We start from the raw sequence: 21,327 nt of genomic DNA on the forward strand, positions 1-21,327 counted from the left end.
GACTCTCCGCACATCGCGGGCTGCCCTGTGGAACGGAGTACACATGTGCATTGCTTGCTGCTTGCGCCCGGACCGTGAGGACACCGCACAGACCTCAAGCCTCACAAGACGGTCGATTCTCGCCGGCATCGGAGGGACCGCGACGGCCGGTCTGGCCGCCTGCGCACCTTCCCAGCATTCCTCGTCACCCTCCGGCGCAACTGCCCGGCCAACAGCAACACGCTCTTCCCGCCGACTCGAGCTCATTCTCCTGGGCACTCAGGCCGGGCCTCCGATCGCAGCCGACCGCACCGGCACCTCCACAGCGCTGGTCGTCGACGGCAGGGTGTACATCGTCGACTGCGGGCGCGCCGCAGCCACGCAGTACCGCCGAGCGGGACTCAACTTCTCAGATCTCGCCGGCATCTTCATCACCCACCTGCATGCCGATCACGTCGCCGACTACTACAACTTCTTCATGCTCGGCGGGGGCACCATTCCCGCCATCGCTGACGGCATAGCCGGCCCGGTGCAGGTCTACGGCCCCGGACCGGCGGGTGGACTGCCCGCCGCCTTCGGCGGAAAGAAGGTCCCGGTCACCAGCCCCGACCAACCAACGCCCGGGCTCAAGGAACTCACCCGTAGATGCACCGAGGCTTTCGCCTACAGCAACAACGTGCTGATGCGGGACAGCGGCTTCCCCGACACCAGCGCAATGCCGGTGGTCCACGAGATCAACATCCCAGAAGTCGGTGCGAGCTTCAGACACACAAGCCCTCCGTGCCCACCGTTCCCGGTGATGAGCGACGACCGTGTTCGCGTCACCGCCACGTTGGTACCCCATGGCCCCGTGTTCCCGGCTTTCGCCTACCGCTTCGATACCGAATACGGATCGGTCACCTTCTCCGGGGACACGATGATGTCCGACAACCTCGTTCAGTTGGCGCACGGATCAGACGTGCTGGTGCACGAAGCGGTGAACCTCGAGGGAAGCGCCCTGCCACCGGTGTCACGCGACCACATGCTCAAGTCTCATGTCGAAGTCCAGAAAGTCGGATCGATCGCGCAGCGGGCAGATGTGTCGAAGCTCGTGCTGTCCCACATCATCGACTTCAAGGATCGAAAAGTGGACCCAGTTAAGTGGACACGGTTCGCCAATCGCGGCTACGACGGCTCGGTCGTGGTGGGCAATGATCTGCAACGGATCAGTGTCCATTGACGCCACGTGAGCATTATCCCGGGCGGTCGAGGCAGAGGCCGTCCGCCGGCAACTCCCGTCGGCCCGCCTGACCGGAGCCGATTGACGCCAGTCATCCCAGATCAGCTGCCCAGGCATGGCTGGTGGCGACGATGGACGACACCACACCGAGTTCGTCGTCGTCTCGGGGGCCGTACACGAGCACCATCCCGGGAGTGAGGCGGATCCCGGCGAGCGGGTGGGCAACGGCCCATCCGCTCGCGATCGCCTCGGCAGCCATGGGCAGCGGCAGCGCGACGTGCATCGATCCGTCGGATTCCGGGTGCAGATGCGCGAACTCCCCCACGTGCGGCACGAGGAACGCCGCGTCAGGACCGGACTGGGGCATGGTCAACATGAATCCGCGTGCGCCGGGAACCGAGATGGCCGACTGACCGCTTCGGACACCAGGGAGCGCGCTCAGCCGGGTGAACAACTTCTCCTGCAGTTCCACCGGAGCAAGGTCCGTACGCTGCTGCTGCGGGATCGTCGTCGTGACGTCGGGACGCGGACCGACGCGGGAGGGAAGGCCGTCGAGCAGGCCCACCCATCCCGCCGGACTGGCAGCCTGTACGCCCTGGCGCGCGAGGAACGCCGATCGCTCCACCAGCCAGCCCGCCAGGCTGCCCAGCGCCTCACGTGCGATCCCGTGCCCTACCGGATCGCGCCGCGCGACCGTGGGGGCGCCCGACTCGACCGTCGCGTAACGCCAGGTCCGATCGAGCAGTTCGGGCGGGATCACCTGGTCGTGATCCCCCTGGGCGACGAAGACAGGTACCCCCACCAGACGCGCGGGGTCGGTCGGCACACCTGCGTCGAACGGCAGCGTGCCGTAGAGGATCGCCGCTCCGGCGAATCGCGCGGGATCGTCCAGTACGAGGCCTCCAGCGAAAGCGGCACCCCCGCTGAAGCCGACGAGGAGGACCGGGCGACCCGGTGGTGCCACCTCGTCCAGCCATGCCCGGAACCAGTCCATCGTGCCCCGCAACGACTCCTCCACCGGCCTCCCGATACCGCGGTTGGCGAACCAGGCAAAGCCCCCGTGCTCCGCAATGGGCGCCCGGACCGCGGCGTAGGACAGGCTGCTCGGCAACGCGTCCGCCAGCCCGATGATGTCGGTCTCCCGTGAGCCTCGGCCGTGCAGCAGGACGACCAGCGGTGCGTCCTCGCTTCCTCGGCCGACGACGACGGGCTCCGCGAACTCGCTCATGATGCGCCTCCGGCCCTGCGCACCGCGGTCGCGGTGCGCAGGGCACTCCCTAAATAGTTGACGAGTCAGATATTGACACGCTAGCAAACATAACTGCTGCCGCAACTATTTCGACCTACACTTTTGGCATGACCTCCCCTTCACCCATCGACGATCGCCTCATCACGACGTTCGGCCGCCTGCTGGAGGCGTCCAACAGGCTCGAGCGGCAGCTCGGCGCGGCCATGCAGCGCGAGTCCGGTCTGCCGCAGGTGTGGTTCGAGGTCCTCATCCGGCTGGCCCGTACGCAGGGCGGCCAGCTGACCATGGGCGCCCTGGCCGAGGACGTCGTCCTCACCAGCAGCGGCATCACCAGACTGGTGGACCGCATAGCGGCTGCCGGATACGTCGAGCGCCGTCCGTGCCCGACCGATCGGCGGGTGTTCTACGCCGCCATCACCGACCAGGGCAGGGAGGCCGTCGAGCGCGCCGCGGTCGCACACGCCCGCAACCTGCGCGAGGCTTTCGCCGGCTTCGACGACGGTGCGCTGGCGCTCCTCGACGGCCTGCTGGACCGGCTGCGCGAACCTCACCCAGCCCTCACCCGCAATGACGGAAACTAGGGACGGGCGCCGCCCGCATAACCGACACGCGCCGGTGCAGTCTCCGGCAGACGCCAGAGCACCGGCAGGGCCATGAGGGCGACGCCCGCCACCATGGCCCCGGGCACGAGCGTCCATCCGGTGCTGTCGATCAGAGCCTGGGAGGCGTACGGCGAGAGGCCTCCGAAGATCGTCGTGGCCACCGTCGCCACGGCCAGCCCGCTGAGCCGACCCACCACCGGGAACTGCTCCGGGGCCGAGGACGCGCCCACGGCGCTGACTCCGCCCGCCACCAGTGCCAGGACCACGGCCCCGACCAGAGCTGTCACAGCGTGCCCTCCGGTCATGAACCCGAACATCGACACCGGTAGGACCAGGGACAGCACAGCGAAGATCACGAGGGTGGGGCGCCGGCCGAGCCGGTCGGACATGACTCCGGCGAACGGCGTGACGACGATGACGGTCACGGAGGCGACGGTCGACAGCCACAGTGCGTCGCTCTCGGCGAAGCCACCCACGGACGTGAGGTACGTGGGGACATAGGTGATCCCGACGTAGTACGTGATGGAGCCGAGCGCGGAGATGGCGAACGCTCTGTAGATGCCCGGCCGTCGGCTGCGCAGTGTGCGCACCAGCGGAGCGGGAGACGTCGCCCGCGCCTGCCGTGCTTCCTCGAACGCCGGGGATTCACGCATCGCGGAGCGCGCGATCAGAGTACCTGCGGCAAGCAGGGCGCCGACGAGGAACGGGATACGCCACCCCCAGGCGTCCATCGCCGTACGGCTCGTCGTGGCGGTGGTCAGCGCCGCCACACCGACGGCCAGCAGCGCCCCGACCTCGCTGGCGGCGGAGGCAAGAGAGGCGATCAGGCCACGCCGCCGGGGCGGCGCCCCTTCGACCAGGTACGTCATGACGCCCGTGTACTCACCGCCCACGGAGAAACCCATGACGCAGCGGAGCAGCAAGAGCAGTACCGCGGCCGTCGAACCGATCTGCTCACGCGTGGGCAGGAGAGCGGTGACCAGCATGGCCAGGGTCATCATCGACATCGAGGCCAGCATCACCTTGCGCCGCCCCAGCCGATCGCCAACATGACCGAAAACGAGGGCACCGAGCGGCCGCATCACGTAGGCGATGGCGAAGACCGCGAGCGTGGTGAGAACGGAGGACGCGCCCGGGCCGAAGAAGACCCTGGCCAGCACAGTGGTCATGTAGAGGTACAGCGTGAAGTCGTACCACTCGACCACCGTGGAGAACGCCGCCACCGCCATGGAAGAACGCGGCAGGGCGGGTGGTGGAGGGGGTGCGACGGACGCGGACTCGGTGACAGAGGTTCTGAATTCCATGGTTCGCGGCTCTCGGCGGTGGTGAACAGGTGAGGCGTGGCCTCGACTGCGGGACGGCCATGAGAGGCTAACATCGAATCGATGTGAACATCGAATCGATGTTTGATGTGAGAAGATGACCTCATGCTGGAACTCGCGATTCTGGGCTTCCTCGCCGAGGGCCCTCTGCCAGGTCACGAACTGCGACGGCGTGTCTCACACCTGACGGGCTTCACTCGCCCCGTGAGTGACGGAAGCCTGTACCCGGCCATCACCCGACTTGCCAAGGCAGGCCTCCTTGAACGGCAGGCCGATCCCCGCGCGGGCGCGTCCCGCTACGTGCTCAACCTGACGGAGGCCGGACGCGCCGACATGCTGGATCGGCTGCGGAGGCCGGCCGACCACGAGATCACCGACTTCGCCCGCTTCTCCACGATCCTGGCTTTCCTCTCACAGCTGCCCGACGTCGCCGAGCAGCACGCGGTGCTCCGTCGCCGCCTCGCTTTCCTGGAGGAGCCGGCGAGCTTCTTCTACGTCGGCGACCGACCGATCTCCGCCGAGCAGACCGCCGACCCCTACCGGCGCGGCCTGATGCTCACCGCCCGCGCCACGAGTCGGGCCGAGCGCACCTGGCTCCACGAAGTCCTGGGCACGAACGCGCCCGACCAACCCTGACAGCCACCGGAGGTAGTCCATGTTCGCGTCCTGGTACGACCGTCAGGGCCCGGCCGCCGATGTCCTGCACGTCGGCGAGCTGCCCGACCCCGAGCCCGGCCCCGGCGAGGTCCGCGTGCGCGTCGCCGTGTCCGGCGTCAACCCCGGGGACACCAAAAAGCGGCGCGGCTGGCTCGGCTCGTCCATGCCGTACCCCAGGGTGATCCCCCACAGCGACGCCGCCGGTGTCGTTGACGCCGTGGGCAGCGGGGTCGACGCCCACCGTGTGGGCGAGCGGGTGTGGGTGTACGGCGCCCAGTCCTACCGGCCCTTCGGCACCGCCGCCCAGTTCACCGTGGTGCCGGATGACCAGGCTGTTCCACTCCCCGACCACTTGAGCGACGAACTCGGCGCGAGTCTCGGCATCCCCGGCATCACCGCCCACCGCGCGGTGTTCGCGGACGGGCCGGTCGACGGCCGGCTCGTGCTCGTCAACGGCGTCCTCGGCGGTGTCGGCTCACTGGCCGCGCAACTCGCACGCTGGGGTGGAGCCACCGTCCTCGGCACCGTGCGCCGCGAGCGCGACCTGGTCCTCATCGACCCGGCTGTCGTCTCCCACGCCGTCGCCCTCGACATGGAAGACCCGGCCGCGGCGATCCGCGCGCACGCGCCGAACGGCGTACACCGCGTCGTCGAGGTGTCCCTGTCCGCCAACGCCGACCTCGACAACGTGGTCACCGCTCTCGACGCCGTCATCGCCGCCTACGGAACGCAGGCCGACCGCACCGAACTCCCCTTCTGGCCCCTGCTGTTCAACAACGTCACCCTGCGCCTGCTCGGCAGCGACGACTTCCCGGCCGAGGCCAAACGGCAAGCCGCCCGCGACCTCACCACCGCAGCGGTCGCAGGTGCCCTCACGGTCGGCGTCGGCGACCGCTACGCACTTGAGGACATCGCCAAGGCCCACGACCGGGTCGACGCGGGCGGACGCGGCCGGGTGCTGGTCGCCATGCCAAAGTGACGGCTGCCGTTGGCACACTGCGCGGCCGCCACCTCACACCCGAGCTGGCCGACGTTACGACCGCGCAGCGGTTCGCTGCTCCGCGGATTCAGGGTATCGACGACGCAAGAGCAATGCGGCAAAAGGGCCGCGGCAGACAGCACAGGCGATGCACACATCCCTGCCGACATTCCCGGAACAACGTGCGGGCCGTCACCGCCCAGCCCGCACCACCCACGCCAATTCGATGGCGTCGGCAGGCGGTGCGGGTCCGTCGCAATTACATCTCGTGTTCTATCCATGCCGTGACCGAGCGGTGGAACGGCTGCCATCCCAACTCGCTGCGAGCTCGCTGACCTCGTACTCGGCTATTCGAGCCGAGCGCGAGAGCAGCGTGCAAGCCCCAAGCCGCCGTCGCCTCCTCCAGGGACCACGCCTCTGGGCCGCGCAGCTCAAAGCGGCGGGCGGGTGCCTGCACCATCTCTTCGAACGAGGTCTCCCCGCTTTCCACGAAATAGAAGGCTCCGGCTGGGGCGTTCTCAAGGGCAAGCTCGTAGGCGTCCACCATGTCCACGTTCGAGTAGACGTTCTCGCCAGGCCCAACCGTCCGCACCGTGCCGCTGTCCTGGCCCTGCTTCAAGAGGAGCGGGAGCTGCACGCTGTCCGGATGCAGGCCGCGGCCCGCACCGAAATTAGCGGGGGGGGCAGATCACCGCCGAGCGGACACCTCGAGAAGCCGCCTCCCGCACCAGTCGATCCAGAGCGTGTCGGGCAGCCCGCGCCAGCAACGGCGTGAACGGCGCATCTGCGTCGTACACCTTGTCCGATCGATACCCACCCCGGCGTTGTCGGTCATCTTGCCGGCTCCGCTCGTGTGCAGAAATGGCTTGTCCGATCCTTCCAGCCCAGCCAGCAGCGCTTCAACCGCCTCCCGATGGTCGCTGGTGGCGGCATTGATGACCAAACGGCAGGCGCCCGCGACCTCACCGCCACGGCCCCCGCAGGCGCCCACCAGGTATGCCGGGAAGCCGCCAGGCACGGTCGGCGGCGCCCGCGCCGATGGCATCGTTACTGGGTCACCGAGCCCCGGCACTCACCAAGAACCGGGACGACTCGGCGACGACCTTCCATCGCCGCCCATGAAGTCACTGCTCGGCCACGGTCAGGGGTACGTCCAGGCGGGCGGCGAGTTCGTCGGGTGTGATGCCGAAAGTTCGCGCCACGTGCACGCCTTGTGGGGTGATGTCGAAGACGGCGAGGTCGGTGTAGACGCGGTCTACGCAGCCGAGGCCGGTGAGCGGGTAGGTGCACTCGGGCACCAGCTTGGGTGTGCCGTCCTTGGTGAAGAGGGTCATCATCACGAAGACCTTCTTGGCCCCGATCGCCAGGTCCATGGCTCCGCCGACAGCTGGGATGGCGTCGGGCGCACCTGTGTGCCAGTTGGCCAGGTCGCCGCGTGCGGAGACCTGGAACGCGCCGAGGACACAGATGTCCAGATGGCCACCGCGCATCATGGCGAAGGAGTCGGCGTGGTGGAAGTACGCGGCCCCGGGCAGCTCGGTGACGGGAACCTTGCCCGCGTTGGTCAGCTCGGGGTCGACCTTGCCGTACTGCGCGGCGGGCCCCATGTTGAGCATGCCGTTCTCGGTGTGGAGGACCACGCCGGAGTCGGCCGGCAGATGGTCCGCGACGAGGGTCGGCTGGCCGATGCCCAGGTTGACGAAGGCGCCCTGGGGGATGTCGCGCGCTATCAGGGCGGCGATGTCGTGCTTGCTCAGCGGGCCTTGCTCGCTCTTCGGCGCGTGGCTCGTCAGCTCTTGCCTGGTCGGGTTCATGATTCGGCTCGTCGGGTTCATGCGCGGCCCGCCTCCTGCACCACTCGGTCGACATAGATGCTCGGTGTCACGACGGTCTCCGGATCGAGCGTGCCGGTGTCCACGATCTCGCGGACCTGCGCGATCACGGTGGTCGCCGCGGTGGCCATGACCGGCCCGAAGTTGCGGGCGGTCTTGCGGTAGACGAGATTGCCCATGCGGTCGGCTCGGTGGGCGCCGATCAAGGCGATGTCGCCCTTGATCGGGTACTCCAGCACGTAGGTACGGCCGTCGATCTCGCGGGTCTCCTTACCCTCGGCGAGCAGGGTTCCGACACCTGTGGGGCAGAAGAAGGCGCCGATGCCAGCTCCGGCCGCCCGCATGCGTTCCGCGAGGTTGCCCTGCGGCACCACCTCCAGCTCGATCCGGCCGGCACGGTACAGCTCGTCGAACACCCACGAGTCCGCCTGCCTTGGGAAGGAGCAGATCACCTTGCGCACCCGCCCCTTGGCCAGGAGCGCGGCAAGTCCGGTGTCGCCGTTGCCCGCGTTGTTGGAGACCACGGTGAGGTCGGTGGCACCCTGACGGATGAGCGCATCGATCAGGTCGACCGGCATCCCTGCCATGCCGAACCCGCCGACCAGCACAGTGGAACCGTCCTCGATGCCGGACACCGCCTCGTCCGGGTCGGCGCACAGCTGTGTGGTCATCGGTTGCTCCCCGTGACGTTCTCCAGGACCACGGCGAGGGCCTGGCCGACTCCGATGCAGATGGCCGCGACGCCCCACCGCTCGCCGGACTCGCGCAGCCGGTGGCCCAGGGTGCCGAGGAGGCGTCCGCCGGACGCGCCCAGGGGATGCCCCAGGGCGATCGCGCCGCCCTTGGCATTGACGATGTCCGGGTCCACGTCCCAGGCGTCCACGCACGCCAGCGACTGGACGGCGAACGCCTCGTTCAGCTCGACGGCGGCGACGTCGGACCAGGCGATCCCGGCGTTCTTCAGCGCCCGGTTCGCGGCCTCCACGGGGGCGTATCCGAACAGCTGCGGGTCAAGGGCGGACACGCCGCGTCCGGCGATACGGGCCACGGGGTCGGTGCCGATCCGTGCGGCGGCGGCGCCCGAGCCCAGCAGGACGGCCGAGGCGCCGTCGCTCAGCGGGGAGGCGTTGCCGGCCGTGATGACGCCGTTGGGGCGGAAGACGGGCTTGAGCCCGGCGAGCTTCTCGGTGGTGGAGCCGGGGCGGATGCCCTCGTCCCGGTCGAGCGTGGTGCCCTTGGCGTCGATGGTGACGGGCACGACCAGGTCGTCGTAGAAGCCCGCGTTCCAGGCGTCGTCGGCGAGGTTGTGGGAACGGGCGGCAAAGGCGTCCTGGCGTTCGCGGGGGACGTCGAAGCGGTCGGCGAGCTGTTCATTCGCCTCGCCCAGAGAGACGGTCCACTCCTTGGGCATGCGCTCGTTGACCAGGCGCCATCCGAGGGTGGTGGACACGGCTGTCACGTTTCCGGCCGGGAATGACCGGTCGGGCTTGGGCAGGACCCAGGGTGCCCTGGTCATCGACTCGACACCACCGGTGAGCACGATGTCGGCGTCGCCGGTCTCGATGGCCCGCGAAGCGATGATGGCGGCATCCAGCGATGACCCGCACAGGCGGTTCACGGTCGTCGCGGGCACGGAAGTCGGCAGGCCTGCCAGCAGGACGGCCATCCTGCCGACGTTCCGGTTGTCCTCGCCGGCGCCGTTGGCGTTGCCCCAGACGACGTCGCCGATCTCGGCCGGGTCGAGGTCGGGGGTCTTGGCCAGGGTCCCGGTGATGGCCAGCGCCGCGAGGTCGTCGGGCCGGACGTTCGCGAGGGCTCCCGAGAACCGTCCGAAGGGCGTTCGTGCTGCTGCGTACAGGTAGCTGTCGGTCACACGCCCACGCTAGGATCCCTGGTTCATCACGTCCAAGACCTAGTCCGCATGGATTGATAACGGGTCCTTATAAGATGGAGCTCATGGAACTCCGTCAGCTCCGGTATTTCCTCGCCCTCGCCGAGGAGTGCCACTTCGGCCGCGCGGCAGCCCGTCTGCACGTGGCGCAGCCGGCCCTGTCCCAGCAGATCAAGCAGCTGGAGCGCGAACTGGGCGTCCCGTTGTTCAACCGGTCCACGCGACGCGTCGAACCGACCGAGGCAGGTCGCCAGCTCACCGACTACGCACGCGCCCTCGTCACGGAAGAGGAGCGTGCCCGCGTGCACATGCAGGAGCTGGCCACCGGCCACGCGGGGCGGGTCTCCGTGGGCTTCATCGGTACCGCCACGTACGACGTGCTGCCGCGGGTCGCACGTACGGTGCGGGCACAGCTGCCCGGGATCACCATGGACCTGCGCGGCGAGCTCCTCACCCCCGAGCTCGTCGAGGGCGTACTCATCGGCACGTACGACCTCGCGGTCGTCCGGGGCGCGGTAGCCGGGCCGGACCTGTGCATCACGCCGCTGCGGTCCGAGCCCCTGGTGGCCGTTCTGCCGTCGCACCACCCGCTCGCGGGCCGACGGAGCATCGCGCTGGAGACCCTGGCGGACGAACCCTTCGTCGTCCACCCCTCGCAGTCCCGGTCCTCGATGTACGACCGGGTGATATCCGCGTGCGAGCGGGCGGGATTCCGGCCCACCTCGGTGACCGAAGTCGGCGAAACGGCCACCTTGGTCGTCTTTGTGGCCGCCGGTCACGGCGTCGCCCTGGTACCGCAGTCGGTACGGAGCCTCAGCCTCGAGGGCGTGACCTACGTGCCCTTGACGGAACCCGAGTCCGTGGACCTCCTCCTGGCCCGCCGCGCGCACCGCAACTCCCCGGCGAGCGAGCAGGTCGCGTCGGTGATCGAGCAGTGCGCGAGTACAGCCTGAACGCTGGAACCGGCAGCGCGACGGCCACCTCATGCCCGCCTCGACCAGATCACGCGCCGACTTCTCGACGCTGTTCACGCAGTCGCGTCACGGGTGAGCCGGGCCGGGGCCGTTCAGCGGTCCTGACGGTAGTGCTCAAGCTTGTCGAGGTCGATCACCAGGCCCAGGCCAGATCCCTCGCGCACGCGCAGCGTTCCGTCCTCGATCACCAGAGGGTCGGCGAGCAGATCGTCCGCCATGTCAAGGAAGTTGGACAGTTCGCCGGCCCGGTCGGTGGTGGCGCGATGGGCGGCGCCGAAAGCGACTGAGCACAACGTGCCTATCTGGCCGTCGATCTGATTGCCGATCACCACCTCCACTCCCATCGCCTCGCACTGGTTGAGGACGCGCGTCGAGTCGGTGAAGCCGGTACGGGCCGTCTTGATGCTGATCGCCGTGGCGCTGCCTCCCAGGAGTTCGCGAGTGACGTCGGCGGGGGTCGGGACACTCTCGTCGGCGACGAAGGGGATCCTGCTCTGGGCCACGAGCCAGCGGCGGCCCAGGACATCGTCGGCAGGGCACAGTTCTTCGGCGAAGTCCAGGTCGAGGTCGTCCATCTCCCGCAGGGCGCGCGCGGATTCGGAGGCGCTCCAGCCTCGGTTCCCGTCGACGTAGAGCCGGACGTCGTCGCCGAGTGCGTCGCGCAGGGCTCGGCAGGCTTCGACGTCCAGGGTGTAGGGCCGGCGTCCGACCTTTACTTTGAAGGTGGTGATTCCGTAGGTGTCCCGGATGCGTTCGGCCTCGGCGACCATCTGCTCGGATGGTGCGAAGCCGACCATGTGACTGACTTTCATGCGGTCCGACCAACCACCGAGAAGTTCACTCACCGACATCTGCGCGGCCTGGCCGATCACGTCCCACACGGCCATGTCCAGCGCGGCCTTGGCCGTCGGATTGCCCACCGTCCGCCCCAGGCGTGCGTGCATAGTCTCGCGTTCCCACGCCGACAGGCCGATGAGCTGCGGAGCGAAGATCTTGTCGATCACCGCGACGATCGATTCCTGTGTCTCGCCGTACGTGTAGGGGCGCGGCGGCGCCTCCGCCGTACCGACGAAGCCCTCGTCAGTGTGGACGCGTACGAGGACGTGGTCGGCGACGTCCACTTCGCCGCTCGCGAATATCAGCGGCTTGCGGTACGGAATGGCGAAGGGGATCGCTTCGATCCTGGTGATCTTCATTGTCTTCCTTGGTGAGGCCGCAGGCAGGGCGTTCGCTCCGGCGGACAGGAGGCGCCGGCAGGCGAAACGGGCGCCGCCCGACGGGTGCGCTGCGGTGTTGCTGTGGAAGGGGCGGACTTATGTCCGGATCGGCTCTTCTGCCGCGGGGATGAGCAGCACCTTGGCAGCGTCACCGGACAAGAGGGCGATGGCCTCGCCGAATTCGGCGAGTGAGAGGCACTGCGAGATGAGCGCGGCCAGGTCCAGTCGCCTGGAGGCGACCAAGGCGGCCACCCGGTCCCACGTGGCCCACAGGGATCGGCCGAAACTGCCTTTGAGCGTGAGGCCTTGCTTGATGACGTGCCGTGTGATGTCGAGCGGGTATGCCTGGTTCGGCAGCCCCACACACACGGCGGTCGCCTCGCGCCTCAGCGCGTGGAGGAGGGTGTCGAGCGCGAGTTCGCGGTCGGTGCCGCAGACGGATGCCGCCGCCACGGTGACACGGACCTCGTCAGGCGCGAGCGAAGCCCTCTCTTGCTTGTAGGTGAGGTACTCGAAACCGGCTGCGGGCCCGGTCTTCACGATGGCGCGCATGGGTGTCCTCTCTACGGAAAGTTGAACGGCCCCTGGAAAGAGACGGCACGAGGAAGCAGCGGCGGAGGGGCGGGCGTATGCGTCGCTCGCAACGGCCGCGTCGCGGGGGGCGTGCCCCGCCGGATCGTCCCTATTGGGTGTCGAGGTACGTGCGGATGATCTGGCTGTCGTCGAGTTCGAGCAGGCCTTGCTCGATGGCCTGCCGGTACTGGCCGGCGGCTGCCCGCGCCAGCGGGATCCGTGCGCCGGCCTGCTCCGCTTCCTGCACGACGAGCGCGTTGTCCTTAGTGAGGATCGCCAGGCGGGTGAAGACGTCTTCCGGCGCATCGGGCGCTGCCATGCGAGGGCCACGGTCCTCAAGGAACCAGGAGGAACCGGAGCTTCCGCTAATGACAGGCACGACACGGGCCGGGTCGAGGCCCAGGTGAGAGGCGAGCGAAAGGGCTTCAGCCGCGGCGGCCAAGTGCACTGAACTGCACAGTTGATTGACGACCTTCACGGCCTGCCCTTGTCCTGGCTCGTCGCCGACCTCGGCTACCTGACCCAACGGCCGGAACAGGTCACGAACCCGGTCCAGGGCCTGGCGGCTCCCGGCGGCCAGGATGCGCAGCGCACCCTTCTCCGCACCGGGTACTCCGCCGAGAACGGGCGCGTCGACAACTTGAGCGCCTGCTTGGGCCAGCCGCTCCCCCGCCGCTCGCCCGTCCTTGGGGCCGACGGTCGAGCCTATGACCCAGGTCTGTCCGGCCAACGAACCGCGCGCACTGGCGGCTGCCACTGTTTCGAGGAGCTGACTCCCGGTGGCGACCATGACCACCACCACGTCGCCCAAAGACGCCGAGGCGACGTCGGCCGCGGTCTTCAGGCCTGCGTCCTCCGCCCGGGTGCGGGTCTGCGGGCTCGGTTCGACAGCAGTGACCTCGAAACCCGCGGCCGCCAGTCGAAGGGCCATGGGCAGTCCGATGGCACCCGCGCCGACAAAGGTGACCGTCACGGGGGGCTTGTGGTCACCGGCGGTGGAGACGGGGTCGAACTGCTGGATGGCCATCGATCACTCCTCTGTCCAGGTCGCTGGGCTGCTGCGCTCCAGCTGCCAACGACGCTACGCCCGCCGTTCTAGACCTGGCCAATACCAATGGAGGATGTATCGATACCCGAAACTTCAAAATCCGGAGCGGGCAGGGCCGTCTCACTGATCTCGACAACCCGCGCAAGGGCGGGCGAAGGGTTGTCGGTGCGCCAGGCGAGCGCGGAGACCAGATGCGTGGGCCGGATTCCGTCCAGGGGCCGATACACGATCCCCACGGACTGCACCGGGCACACGGAACTGAGCGTGATGGTGATGCCCGCACCAGCGGCGACAAGAGCGAGCACGGTGCTGGAATCCGGGGCGAGTTGCACAAGGCGCGGGCGGAAACCCGCCGCGTGGCACAGCGACATCATGGTCGCCTGCAGCATCGACCCCTGGTCGGGAGGCAGGCTGACGAAGTCCTCCTGAGCGAGATCACTCAGCCGGATGCGCTCGCGATCGGCGAAGGGGTGGTCTGCGGGCAGCGCGCAGATCAGCTCCTCGACTTCGACGGGCCGGGCGCTGAGTTCCGGATGAGCGATGGGCAGACGCACGAACGCCAGGTCGAGCTCTCCGGCGAGGACTTGCTCCAGCGCGGTATAGACGTAGGTCTGCGACTTCAAGACCAGTTCGATCCGGGGATATCTTCGGCGCACCGCCGTAGCCAGCATGGGGAGCAGGCGCTGACTTGAGGCGCCGGCGAACCCCGTCCGTACACGGCCTTCCTCGCCGGACAGGATCGAGGCCGCCACCTCGCGGGTGATCGCGGCCTGACTGAGGGTGCGGCGTGCTGGGTCGAGCAGCCGCAGGCCCGCGTCGGTGAGGGCGACCGTGCGTGTGCTTCGCTCGAACAACTGCAGACGTAGCTCGCCCTCCAGCCGCCGGACGCGATTGCTCAACGGCGGTTGGGCGACATGAAGGCGTGCGGCCGCCCGCCCGAAGTGTAGTTCCTCGGCCACTGCCACGAACGCTTCCAGGTCACGCAGGTCCATGATCCTCACCCTTCATTGATATCCACAGGTTACAAATGGAGAGCCGATTGGTATTGGACCTGTTAATTCTCGTGGGCAATGATGCCTGCACCGGGACGCCGCGGAACCTGCTTCCCCGCAGGTCCGCGGACTGCGTCGAGGGCTGTGCGCCGCATCGCCGGGCCGCATGTACGGCTCGATGCGATGGTGCCGGTCGCGTCCACCCGTTCCGGCCGCTCCGAGCGGGCACACTAGCAACGCATCAGAAAGGCACCATCGATGGATCTCCGTCTGCAGCACGTCAACGTGTGTTCCGACGACATGGAGGAGCTGCACCGCTTCTACTCCGAGGTGCTGGGTCTGAAGATGGGTCCCCTGCCCCCGATGATCAGCCACGAGGGGCACGAGGAGGACGAGTCCCAGGAAGAAGGCACCTGGCGCCAGAACGTCGCCTTCTTCGACGCCGGTGAGGGCGGCCAGGACGTCCTGCAGATCCACGCCAGCCGACGCCAGGCCTACCTCGGCCCGCGCATGGGCCACACCATCAACCCCCTGCTCACCGGTCACTTCGCCTTCCGCACGGACAACATCGCCGAGGTTCGCGAGCACCTGACCAAGCACAACGTTCCCTTCGCCGACTACGGCGAGTGGGCCGTCAAGGGCTGGGACCAGATATTCCTCACCGACCCGGCCGGCAACGTGATCGAGATCCACCAGCTGATGGACTGACGTCGTGTCCCAGCCTCCCGTTCCGCCTCCCGGACATCCGGCCGCCCACCGCTGGACCAGGCGCCCGGACCATTCCACCTGGGGAGACTTCGGACCGGACGACGTTCTGGGACGCCTGAACCTGATCGGTCCCGATCAGGTCCGCAAGGGCCTGGCCGAGGTGCACGACGGCATCACCTACTGCTTGTCTCTGCCCCTCGACCGGCCCGGCGGGACCGTCCTGAGCCCGAACCGGTTTCCTCCCGTGGTCCGCCCGACCCTGCGCTCCGGTGCGGTGAACTTCAACTGCGACATGAGCGTGGCCCACCCCGGTGCCACTGACGTCGTCAACGACGACCTGGTCGTCCTGCACACTCAGTACTCCACGCAGTGGGACGCCTTCGGGCACGTGGGTTCCCGCTTCGACGCGGACGGCGACGGCACACCGGAGCCCGTCTACTACAACGGTTGGCGCGCTGGAACGGACGTGACCGGCCCGGCCGACACCAGCGACGCCGGCACCTCCAGCCTCGCCGACCTCGACGGCATCGCCGACGGCGCGGCCTCCACATCGGACGCCGGACCAGTGGGCATCAGCCACATGGCACGCCACGGCGTCCAGGGCCGCGCCGTCCTCATCGACCTCGAAGCCCACTACGGAACTGCTCGCACAGCCATCGGTTACGAGCAGTTGGCAGCCGTCATGGCCGCGGACGGCGTGCACGTCGAGGCCGGCGACATCCTCCTGCTGCACACCGGCTATGGACGACACCTTGTGCACGGCGACGGCCCGCCACCCGTCGAGGCCGTCAACGCCTGCGCCGTCCTGGACGGCGCCGACCCGCAACTCCACCAGTGGATCCGCGACAGCGGAGTAGCGGCCATCGCAGCCGACAACCACGCCGTGGAAGCGTTCCCCGACCCTACGGCCCGCCCCGGCGAGCCGGTCCTTCCCCTGCACCGTCTGTGTCTCTTCGAACTGGGCATCCACCTGGGCGAGTTGTGGTGGCTGAGCGACCTCGCCCAGCATCTGCGCGCGGCGGGCCGCTCACGCTGCCTGCTCACCGCGCCACCCCTGCGCCTGCCCCGAGCCACCGGCTCCCCCGTAACCCCGATTGCGACGGTTTGACATGACTCAACCCACCGAACGCCTCCTGGTCACCGGCGGAGCCTCCGGCATCGGCCGCGCCATCGCCGAGGAAGGCCTCACGCTCGGCTGGGACGTCGTGGTCATCGACCGGGACAAGGCGCCCATCGGCCAGGCCGTGACCGCGGACCTGTCCGACCCCGACGCCACCGCGGCCGCCCTGGACGAGGCCCTGGCCGCGGGCCCGGTGACCCGCCTGGTCAACAACGTGGGCGCCGTCTTCCCGAACAGCCTCGAGGAGCAGACCCTCAGCGAGGTCGACGCCGCGTACGCCCTCAATCTGCGCTGCGCGATCCAGTGCACCCAGGCCGTGCTTCCCGGCATGAAAGAGGCCGGCTTCGGCCGCATCGTCAACATGAGTTCCCGGGCCGCCCTCGGCAAGGAACTGCGCACCGCCTACGCGGCGTCGAAGGCCGCGCTCATCGGCCTGACGCGCGTGTGGGCACTGGAGTTGGGCGAGCATGGCATCACGGTGAACGCCATCGGCCCGGGCCCCATCGCCACGGACCTGTTCACCCGGGCCAACCCCGCCGGCTCGCCCCGCACCCAGGCGATCGTGGACTCGGTGCCGGTACGCCGGCTCGGCACCCCGGACGACATCGCCCACACAGCGGGCTACTTCCTCAGCGACCGTGCGGGATTCGTCACCGGGCAGACCCTCTACGTCTGCGGCGGCATGACGGTAGGCGTGGCCCCCGCCTGACCGACCGCCCCACACCACATCCCACTTGGCCGTACGTAGCAGAGCGTGCGCGCCCTCCCCGTCATGCCTCCCGCGCTGCTCCTGGCCGGTCCGACGGGGCCCGCCGGAATCCGCGTTTCCCGCCACCCAAGGAGTCAGGTTCAATGACGAATCCTGTCGGCGCAGTGGCGCCACCCGACATCGAGGTCCGCATCTACCGCAAGATGCTGCTGCGCATCATCCCGATCATCATGCTCGGCATGTTCGTCTCCTACATCGACCGGGCCAACATAGGTGTGCTGGCCGATCCGATGTCGAACGACCTCGGACTCACCTCGGCCGCCTTCGGTCTCGCCGCGGGGCTCTTCTACATCGGCTACTGCCTCTTCGAGATCCCTTCGAACATGGCCATGGCCAAGTTCGGCGCACGCCGGTGGATCGCACGGATCATGCTCTCCTGGGGCGTCGTCACCATGCTCATGGGCGTGGTGCAGAACGAGGCCACGCTCTACATCGTGCGGATCATGCTCGGCATCGCCGAAGCCGGATTCTCTCCGGGCGCACTGCTGTTCCTCGCCATGTGGTGCCCGCCGCGCATGCTCACCAAGACCTACTCGATGATGAATCTGGCCGTCCCCATCGCGCTCGCGATCGGCTCCGTGCTGACGTCGGCACTGCTGTCGATGCACGGTCTTCTGGGGATCGCCGGCTGGCGCTGGGCGTTCCTCATCGAGGGGGCGCCCGCCATCCTGCTCGGCGTATACATATGGTTCCGACTCCCCAACTCGCCGCGCGAAGTGGCCTGGCTCGACGAGTCGGAGAAGGCGTATCTGGCCGAGTCCGGAGTCCAGGGCGAGAACGCTTCGGCACACGAGTTCAAGCAGGTGTCGGCGGTACTCCGGCGCCCGGCCGCCTGGATGTTCGTCCTCCTCTACTTCTGCATGTCCATCGGCTACTGGGCCATCACGTACTTCCTGCCGACCATCGTCCGCGAGCGGTTCGACCTCGGCGACGCGGCAGCCGGCTTCATCTCAGCCATTCCCTGGGCCTTCTCGGCCGTCGTCATGCTCCTCGTTGCCCGCAACGTCACGCGGACCGGTGAGCGCACCTGGCACCTGACCCTCCTCCAGTTGGCGGGCGCCGTCGGCCTCGTCATCGCCGCGACGACCGGCAACGCCGTCCTCGCGCTCGTGGGCGTCAGCCTCGCCGGAGCCGGGTTCTTCGGCTCACTGTCCACCTTCCAGGCTATGCCCGCCCAGGCCTTCGCCGGTGGCCTCGCGGCGGTGGCCCTGGCGATGGTCAACGGGCTCGCCAGCCTCAGCGGCCTCGTCGGCCCCTATGTGGTCGGCGTACTCAAGGATGCGACGGGCTCGACGGATCGCGGACTGCTCATCATGTCCGTCTTCTTCGTGATCGCCGCGGTGCTGACGTACTTCATGAGCAAGTGGACGGACAAGGTCACCGGCGGACTCGCCACCGCCCCAGCCCTCGCCCTCGCGGCGAAGGCCACTGCCCCTGCGACGCGATAAAGGGAGGGGCGGCACGCCGAGGCGCGCTCGCCGCCCACCCACCCCCTGCCACGCAACGCTTACGAGAAAGGACTCACCCAATGACTGAAGTCCACCCTTCCCGAAGGTATGTGACCTCTACCGACAGCACCCGGATCGCGGCGACCGTCACCGGTGAGGGCCGCCCCTTGGTCGTCGTGCACGGCTCCATCAGCACCTCTGCGAACTGGCAGCGCTTGGCGGACTCGCTGGCGCCGCATGCGACCACCTACACGGTCGACCGGCGCGGCTACGGAGCCAGCGGGGACTCCGACCTCTACTCGGTCGAGCGGGAACGGGAGGACATCGCTGCAGTGCTCGACCTGGCGGGGCCTGATGCCGTTCTGCTTGGGCACTCCTTCGGCGGCTTCCTCGCGGGAAGCCTCGCCCTGGGGCGTGCCCCATCGGCCGCGATCCTGTACGAACCGCCCTTCTTCCCGCCCGGCCCTGTCGCCGGCGAAGAGGCACTCACGCACTACGACAGGCTGCTGGGGGAGGGGGATCTCGACGAGGCCCTCGCCTACGGGATTCGTTCCTTCGTGAAGGCCCCCGCAGAAGACGTAGCAGCACTCCGGGGCACCATCACATGGAAGGAGCGCGCCGCCCTGGCCCCTAACTGGTCCCGTGAGCTCCGCGCCCTGGACGCCTTCGACAGTGAGAACGCTCCGTTCGGTCAGGTCACTTGCCCGACTCTGGTGGTGCGGGGGCAGAACAGCCCGGGCTGGCTGAGGCACAGCGCGTACCGCCTCCAGGAGGCGCTCCCGGACGCGCGACTTGTGGATCTGCCAGGCCAGGGCCACGACGCCAACGAATCCGCTCCCGATCTGCTGGCTCAGGAAATCCTCGGATTCCTCACCGCGCTCCGCGCATGACCGAAGAGGTGGAGGTCGACGCCGACCGCGTCGGCTTCCACCATGCAACCCCGCACTGGTTGTACCGCCCAGCAGCCCACGGCTCCATGGCCAGGTCGCGGTGCTGGTCGAAAAGACTCACGAGCTCGACGGTCGGACCAAGAAGCCACTGGATCTCCAGGCCATCCATCGTGGCGGCAAGCATGCGGATCTCCACCTCGGCCTGCGCGTCGGTGAGAGGCGGGATCTCACCGGCCGCGGCTAGCAGGCGCTGCGTGAGAGCGCACAGCATGCCACCCTCGAAATCGGTGTCAAGCCCTCACGACCGAAGCCCTTACCTGGCTGGCCCAGGTCCGAGACATCCCCGTCGACGCGCGGTCACGTCCCCCGCCGGTGTCCAATGGGCGAGGAACCTCTCCCCCGCTCGAGGAAGGCCACGCCATGTCGAACCCATCGGCTCGTACCCCCGAGGAAATCTTCTCCAGCCACGGAGCGGCCCTCGGGGCTGAGGATCTGGACGGGATTATCGCGAACTTCGCCGAGGACGCCGTACAGATCACGCCTGCGGGTGTCCGGAACGGAAGGACGGAGATCCGCGAGGGGTTCGTCAAGCTGTTCACGGACCTGCCCAGGGCCGACTGGGACATGAAGTCCGTGGTCTTCGGCGGAAACACGCTGTTCCTGGAGTGGTCGGCCACTTCCCAGGCGAACTACGCCGCGTACGGCGTCGACTCGTTCTTCTTCCAGGACGGCTACATCCAGGCCCAGACGGTCTGGTACACGCTGACTCCGAACGGCCAGTAGCCCCGGGCACGGAACCCACCGGACCAGGTGCGTGAGTACCGCGGCGCGAGGAAGCGGTGCGAGCTTCGGTCCCAGCACACGGATGACCGCTCCCAGCGTGAAACAGGGGCCTGATCGGGTGCCGTTCGGTCGACCCGATCGACGTCGCGGCACCGATACCGACGGCCACCCGTACGGCGATCCACAGAATGCAGGACGACGCGTCGTCGCCGAAGGTGAGCCGCCCAAGTCGGTTCAGGAAGGTGGCCTCGGTGTTGGGCGTAGGCGTTCAGGCGAACAGAGGACGGACTGGCCCGTCATGTAGTCGGAGTCCGGCCCGGTGAGGTAGGACACGAACATCGCGACGCCCTCGAGGGTGGAGAAGCGGCCCAGGGTGATGTCCTTGGCCATGGCCTTCATCGACTCGCCCTTGCCGAGCTTGTTGATGGCGCCGAGGTGGTGGTCCACCTCGACCCACATGTGGGTGTCGACGATGCCGGGGCAGTAGGCGTTGACGGTGATACCGCGCTCGGCCCACTCCTGCGCGGCGGTCTGGGTCAGCGTGCGCACAGCAAACTTGGTGGCGCTGTAGGGGCCCATCAGCGCGTAACCCCTGTGACTGGTGTTCAACGAAGCACCGATGATCTTCCAGCCGTGCCCTGCTTGATCATCTGGCGGGCGGCCTCGGTGTAAGAGAGGGAAGTTGTCTCGCACGTTGATCGCGAGGGTACGGTCCAGCTCCTCGGGGCTGACGTCGAGCATGGCCGTGATCTGCACGATGTCGGCGTTGGCGACCATCACGTCGAGGGAGGCGAACTGCTCGGCGGTGTCCTCGACCAGTTTGCTCCCGCAGAGTGAGAACGGCCGCTGCGCCGGCGCAGCGGCTGTCCTCGCGGGTTCGCTGGCCGGTGAGGCGCTGTTCGTTCTGTGCGGGCAAAGAGCGGGGGCCGCGCAGATGTGCTGGAAGGCCTCGGCGGCTTGGGTATGGGCGGGCGGTCGCGGAGTGACGGAGTCGCCCTCTGTCCCGGTCCCCGCGGGTGCAGGGTGGCGGTCCATGGTGGGGTATGGCCTTCCTGGGAGAGCTCGACGGGCATGA

24 protein-coding genes are annotated in these 21,327 nt (G+C 68.3%); 11 read left to right on the plus strand and 13 right to left on the minus strand.

Translation table 11 applies throughout. The features are described from left to right. The first annotated feature begins 43 nt into the window (after window positions 1-43). Window positions 44-1,198, plus strand: coding sequence for an MBL fold metallo-hydrolase (locus tag ACZ67T_RS35430; RefSeq protein ID WP_469989683.1), 1,155 nt, complete (start codon window positions 44-46; stop codon window positions 1,196-1,198). A gap of 91 nt (window positions 1,199-1,289) precedes the next feature. Here ACZ67T_RS35430 and ACZ67T_RS35435 read toward each other — a convergent pair whose 3' ends face one another. After that, window positions 1,290-2,426 carry a luciferase domain-containing protein gene (locus ACZ67T_RS35435; RefSeq protein WP_469989684.1) on the minus strand — a complete coding sequence of 379 codons (1,137 nt, stop codon included), beginning with the start codon at window positions 2,424-2,426 and terminating at the stop codon, window positions 1,290-1,292. 128 nt (window positions 2,427-2,554) lie between these two features. On the opposite strand from ACZ67T_RS35435, the gene ACZ67T_RS35440 reads away from it, so the two are divergent. Then, on the plus strand, window positions 2,555-3,028 hold the full coding sequence (locus tag ACZ67T_RS35440) for a MarR family winged helix-turn-helix transcriptional regulator (protein ID WP_469989686.1): 474 nt from the start codon (window positions 2,555-2,557) through the stop codon (window positions 3,026-3,028). Here ACZ67T_RS35440 and ACZ67T_RS35445 read toward each other — a convergent pair. Then, a complete protein-coding gene (locus tag ACZ67T_RS35445; protein WP_469989688.1) occupies window positions 3,025-4,353 on the minus strand; it encodes an MFS transporter in 1,329 nt (442 codons plus the stop codon). The two genes, ACZ67T_RS35440 and ACZ67T_RS35445, sit on opposite strands and share 4 nt — an antisense overlap. A 123-nt stretch (window positions 4,354-4,476) precedes the next feature. Here ACZ67T_RS35445 and ACZ67T_RS35450 point away from each other — a divergent pair, with 123 nt between their 5' ends. Together ACZ67T_RS35450 and ACZ67T_RS35455 are read left to right on the plus strand one after the other, a co-directional pair. Next, window positions 4,477-5,007 (plus strand): PadR family transcriptional regulator, encoded by a 531-nt coding sequence (locus tag ACZ67T_RS35450; protein ID WP_469989690.1) that lies wholly within the window; start codon window positions 4,477-4,479, stop codon window positions 5,005-5,007. Window positions 5,008-5,026: 19 nt separating this feature from the next. Beyond that, window positions 5,027-6,007, plus strand: coding sequence for an NADPH:quinone reductase (locus ACZ67T_RS35455; RefSeq protein WP_469989692.1), 981 nt, complete (start codon window positions 5,027-5,029; stop codon window positions 6,005-6,007). 259 nt (window positions 6,008-6,266) lie between these two features. Here ACZ67T_RS35455 and ACZ67T_RS35460 read toward each other — a convergent pair whose 3' ends face one another. The 5 genes from ACZ67T_RS35460 to ACZ67T_RS35480 all read right to left on the minus strand — a co-directional run bounded on the left by ACZ67T_RS35460 (window position 6,267) and on the right by ACZ67T_RS35480 (window position 9,712). Next, a complete protein-coding gene (locus tag ACZ67T_RS35460) occupies window positions 6,267-6,644 on the minus strand; it encodes a Rossmann-fold NAD(P)-binding domain-containing protein (protein ID WP_469989694.1) in 378 nt (125 codons plus the stop codon). A gap of 51 nt (window positions 6,645-6,695) precedes the next feature. Then, window positions 6,696-7,052 carry a hypothetical protein gene (locus ACZ67T_RS35465; RefSeq protein ID WP_469989696.1) on the minus strand — a complete coding sequence of 119 codons (357 nt, stop codon included), beginning with the start codon at window positions 7,050-7,052 and terminating at the stop codon, window positions 6,696-6,698. 79 nt (window positions 7,053-7,131) lie between these two features. Continuing rightward, window positions 7,132-7,821 (minus strand): 3-oxoacid CoA-transferase subunit B, encoded by a 690-nt coding sequence (locus ACZ67T_RS35470; RefSeq protein WP_469989698.1) that lies wholly within the window; start codon window positions 7,819-7,821, stop codon window positions 7,132-7,134. Between the two features lie 17 nt (window positions 7,822-7,838). Continuing rightward, window positions 7,839-8,510, minus strand: a complete 672-nt coding sequence (locus ACZ67T_RS35475; RefSeq protein ID WP_469989700.1) for a 3-oxoacid CoA-transferase subunit A — start codon at window positions 8,508-8,510, stop codon at window positions 7,839-7,841. Then, window positions 8,507-9,712: a thiolase family protein gene (locus tag ACZ67T_RS35480; RefSeq protein ID WP_469989702.1), complete on the minus strand. Its 1,206-nt coding sequence runs from the start codon at window positions 9,710-9,712 to the stop codon at window positions 8,507-8,509. Before ACZ67T_RS35480 ends, ACZ67T_RS35475 begins: the two co-directional genes overlap by 4 nt. Before the next feature lie 83 nt (window positions 9,713-9,795). Between ACZ67T_RS35480 and ACZ67T_RS35485 the strand changes: the two genes are divergently transcribed. Further along, on the plus strand, window positions 9,796-10,683 hold the full coding sequence (locus ACZ67T_RS35485; protein WP_469989704.1) for a LysR substrate-binding domain-containing protein: 888 nt from the start codon (window positions 9,796-9,798) through the stop codon (window positions 10,681-10,683). A gap of 113 nt (window positions 10,684-10,796) precedes the next feature. Here the strand turns inward: ACZ67T_RS35485 and ACZ67T_RS35490 are convergent, their stop codons facing one another. The 4 genes from ACZ67T_RS35490 to ACZ67T_RS35505 form a co-directional block, all read right to left on the minus strand. Then, entirely contained in the window at window positions 10,797-11,900 is a 1,104-nt protein-coding gene (locus ACZ67T_RS35490) for a mandelate racemase/muconate lactonizing enzyme family protein (protein ID WP_469989706.1), read from the minus strand. A gap of 117 nt (window positions 11,901-12,017) precedes the next feature. After that, on the minus strand, window positions 12,018-12,473 hold the full coding sequence (locus ACZ67T_RS35495; RefSeq protein WP_469989708.1) for a hypothetical protein: 456 nt from the start codon (window positions 12,471-12,473) through the stop codon (window positions 12,018-12,020). Between the two features lie 130 nt (window positions 12,474-12,603). Next, window positions 12,604-13,521 carry an NAD(P)-dependent oxidoreductase gene (locus ACZ67T_RS35500; RefSeq protein WP_469989710.1) on the minus strand — a complete coding sequence of 306 codons (918 nt, stop codon included), beginning with the start codon at window positions 13,519-13,521 and terminating at the stop codon, window positions 12,604-12,606. A 68-nt stretch (window positions 13,522-13,589) separates the two neighbouring features. Continuing rightward, the gene (locus ACZ67T_RS35505; protein ID WP_469989712.1) at window positions 13,590-14,534 is read right to left on the minus strand and encodes a LysR family transcriptional regulator; all 945 of its coding nucleotides are present in this window, start codon (window positions 14,532-14,534) and stop codon (window positions 13,590-13,592) included. A 258-nt stretch (window positions 14,535-14,792) separates the two neighbouring features. Here ACZ67T_RS35505 and ACZ67T_RS35510 point away from each other — a divergent pair, with 258 nt between their 5' ends. From ACZ67T_RS35510 to ACZ67T_RS35530, 5 genes are all read left to right on the plus strand, one after another. Further along, the gene (locus tag ACZ67T_RS35510; RefSeq protein WP_469989714.1) at window positions 14,793-15,242 is read left to right on the plus strand and encodes a VOC family protein; all 450 of its coding nucleotides are present in this window, start codon (window positions 14,793-14,795) and stop codon (window positions 15,240-15,242) included. 4 nt (window positions 15,243-15,246) lie between these two features. Beyond that, window positions 15,247-16,350: a cyclase family protein gene (locus tag ACZ67T_RS35515; RefSeq protein WP_469989716.1), complete on the plus strand. Its 1,104-nt coding sequence runs from the start codon at window positions 15,247-15,249 to the stop codon at window positions 16,348-16,350. Between the two features lies 1 nt (window position 16,351). Next, the gene (locus ACZ67T_RS35520; protein WP_469989718.1) at window positions 16,352-17,071 is read left to right on the plus strand and encodes an SDR family oxidoreductase; all 720 of its coding nucleotides are present in this window, start codon (window positions 16,352-16,354) and stop codon (window positions 17,069-17,071) included. Window positions 17,072-17,214: 143 nt separating this feature from the next. Beyond that, complete coding sequence (locus tag ACZ67T_RS35525) at window positions 17,215-18,579, plus strand: MFS transporter (protein ID WP_469989720.1); 1,365 nt, start codon at window positions 17,215-17,217, stop codon at window positions 18,577-18,579. Window positions 18,580-18,689: 110 nt separating this feature from the next. Next, entirely contained in the window at window positions 18,690-19,469 is a 780-nt protein-coding gene (locus ACZ67T_RS35530) for an alpha/beta fold hydrolase (RefSeq protein WP_469989722.1), read from the plus strand. Here the strand turns inward: ACZ67T_RS35530 and ACZ67T_RS35535 are convergent. Beyond that, on the minus strand, window positions 19,450-19,740 hold the full coding sequence (locus ACZ67T_RS35535; protein ID WP_469989724.1) for a hypothetical protein: 291 nt from the start codon (window positions 19,738-19,740) through the stop codon (window positions 19,450-19,452). The genes ACZ67T_RS35530 and ACZ67T_RS35535 overlap by 20 nt on opposite strands. Window positions 19,741-19,889: 149 nt before the next feature. Between ACZ67T_RS35535 and ACZ67T_RS35540 the strand changes: the two genes are divergently transcribed. Then, the gene (locus ACZ67T_RS35540; RefSeq protein ID WP_469989726.1) at window positions 19,890-20,252 is read left to right on the plus strand and encodes a nuclear transport factor 2 family protein; all 363 of its coding nucleotides are present in this window, start codon (window positions 19,890-19,892) and stop codon (window positions 20,250-20,252) included. A gap of 234 nt (window positions 20,253-20,486) precedes the next feature. Here ACZ67T_RS35540 and ACZ67T_RS35545 read toward each other — a convergent pair whose 3' ends face one another. Then, window positions 20,487-21,287: an SDR family oxidoreductase gene (locus ACZ67T_RS35545; protein ID WP_469989727.1), complete on the minus strand. Its 801-nt coding sequence runs from the start codon at window positions 21,285-21,287 to the stop codon at window positions 20,487-20,489. Window positions 21,288-21,327: the final 40 nt, after the last annotated feature.

The organism is Streptomyces sp. NPDC107517 (genome assembly GCF_055582645.1).

What these genes read in the sequence shown, in the direction of transcription:
- ACZ67T_RS35430 (WP_469989683.1), top strand. Translation starts at nt 44, where the DNA reads ATGTGCATTGCTTGCTGCTTGCGCCCGGACCGTGAGGACACCGCACAG.
- ACZ67T_RS35435 (WP_469989684.1), bottom strand. Translation starts at nt 2,426, where the DNA reads ATGAGCGAGTTCGCGGAGCCCGTCGTCGTCGGCCGAGGAAGCGAGGAC.
- ACZ67T_RS35440 (WP_469989686.1), top strand. Translation starts at nt 2,555, where the DNA reads ATGACCTCCCCTTCACCCATCGACGATCGCCTCATCACGACGTTCGGC.
- ACZ67T_RS35445 (WP_469989688.1), bottom strand. Translation starts at nt 4,353, where the DNA reads ATGGAATTCAGAACCTCTGTCACCGAGTCCGCGTCCGTCGCACCCCCT.
- ACZ67T_RS35450 (WP_469989690.1), top strand. Translation starts at nt 4,477, where the DNA reads ATGCTGGAACTCGCGATTCTGGGCTTCCTCGCCGAGGGCCCTCTGCCA.
- ACZ67T_RS35455 (WP_469989692.1), top strand. Translation starts at nt 5,027, where the DNA reads ATGTTCGCGTCCTGGTACGACCGTCAGGGCCCGGCCGCCGATGTCCTG.
- ACZ67T_RS35465 (WP_469989696.1), bottom strand. Translation starts at nt 7,052, where the DNA reads ATGCCATCGGCGCGGGCGCCGCCGACCGTGCCTGGCGGCTTCCCGGCA.
- ACZ67T_RS35470 (WP_469989698.1), bottom strand. Translation starts at nt 7,821, where the DNA reads ATGAACCCGACCAGGCAAGAGCTGACGAGCCACGCGCCGAAGAGCGAG.
- ACZ67T_RS35475 (WP_469989700.1), bottom strand. Translation starts at nt 8,510, where the DNA reads ATGACCACACAGCTGTGCGCCGACCCGGACGAGGCGGTGTCCGGCATC.
- ACZ67T_RS35485 (WP_469989704.1), top strand. Translation starts at nt 9,796, where the DNA reads ATGGAACTCCGTCAGCTCCGGTATTTCCTCGCCCTCGCCGAGGAGTGC.
- ACZ67T_RS35490 (WP_469989706.1), bottom strand. Translation starts at nt 11,900, where the DNA reads ATGAAGATCACCAGGATCGAAGCGATCCCCTTCGCCATTCCGTACCGC.
- ACZ67T_RS35495 (WP_469989708.1), bottom strand. Translation starts at nt 12,473, where the DNA reads ATGCGCGCCATCGTGAAGACCGGGCCCGCAGCCGGTTTCGAGTACCTC.
- ACZ67T_RS35500 (WP_469989710.1), bottom strand. Translation starts at nt 13,521, where the DNA reads ATGGCCATCCAGCAGTTCGACCCCGTCTCCACCGCCGGTGACCACAAG.
- ACZ67T_RS35505 (WP_469989712.1), bottom strand. Translation starts at nt 14,534, where the DNA reads ATGGACCTGCGTGACCTGGAAGCGTTCGTGGCAGTGGCCGAGGAACTA.
- ACZ67T_RS35510 (WP_469989714.1), top strand. Translation starts at nt 14,793, where the DNA reads ATGGATCTCCGTCTGCAGCACGTCAACGTGTGTTCCGACGACATGGAG.
- ACZ67T_RS35520 (WP_469989718.1), top strand. Translation starts at nt 16,352, where the DNA reads ATGACTCAACCCACCGAACGCCTCCTGGTCACCGGCGGAGCCTCCGGC.
- ACZ67T_RS35525 (WP_469989720.1), top strand. Translation starts at nt 17,215, where the DNA reads ATGACGAATCCTGTCGGCGCAGTGGCGCCACCCGACATCGAGGTCCGC.
- ACZ67T_RS35535 (WP_469989724.1), bottom strand. Translation starts at nt 19,740, where the DNA reads ATGCTGTGCGCTCTCACGCAGCGCCTGCTAGCCGCGGCCGGTGAGATC.
- ACZ67T_RS35540 (WP_469989726.1), top strand. Translation starts at nt 19,890, where the DNA reads ATGTCGAACCCATCGGCTCGTACCCCCGAGGAAATCTTCTCCAGCCAC.
- ACZ67T_RS35545 (WP_469989727.1), bottom strand. Translation starts at nt 21,287, where the DNA reads ATGGACCGCCACCCTGCACCCGCGGGGACCGGGACAGAGGGCGACTCC.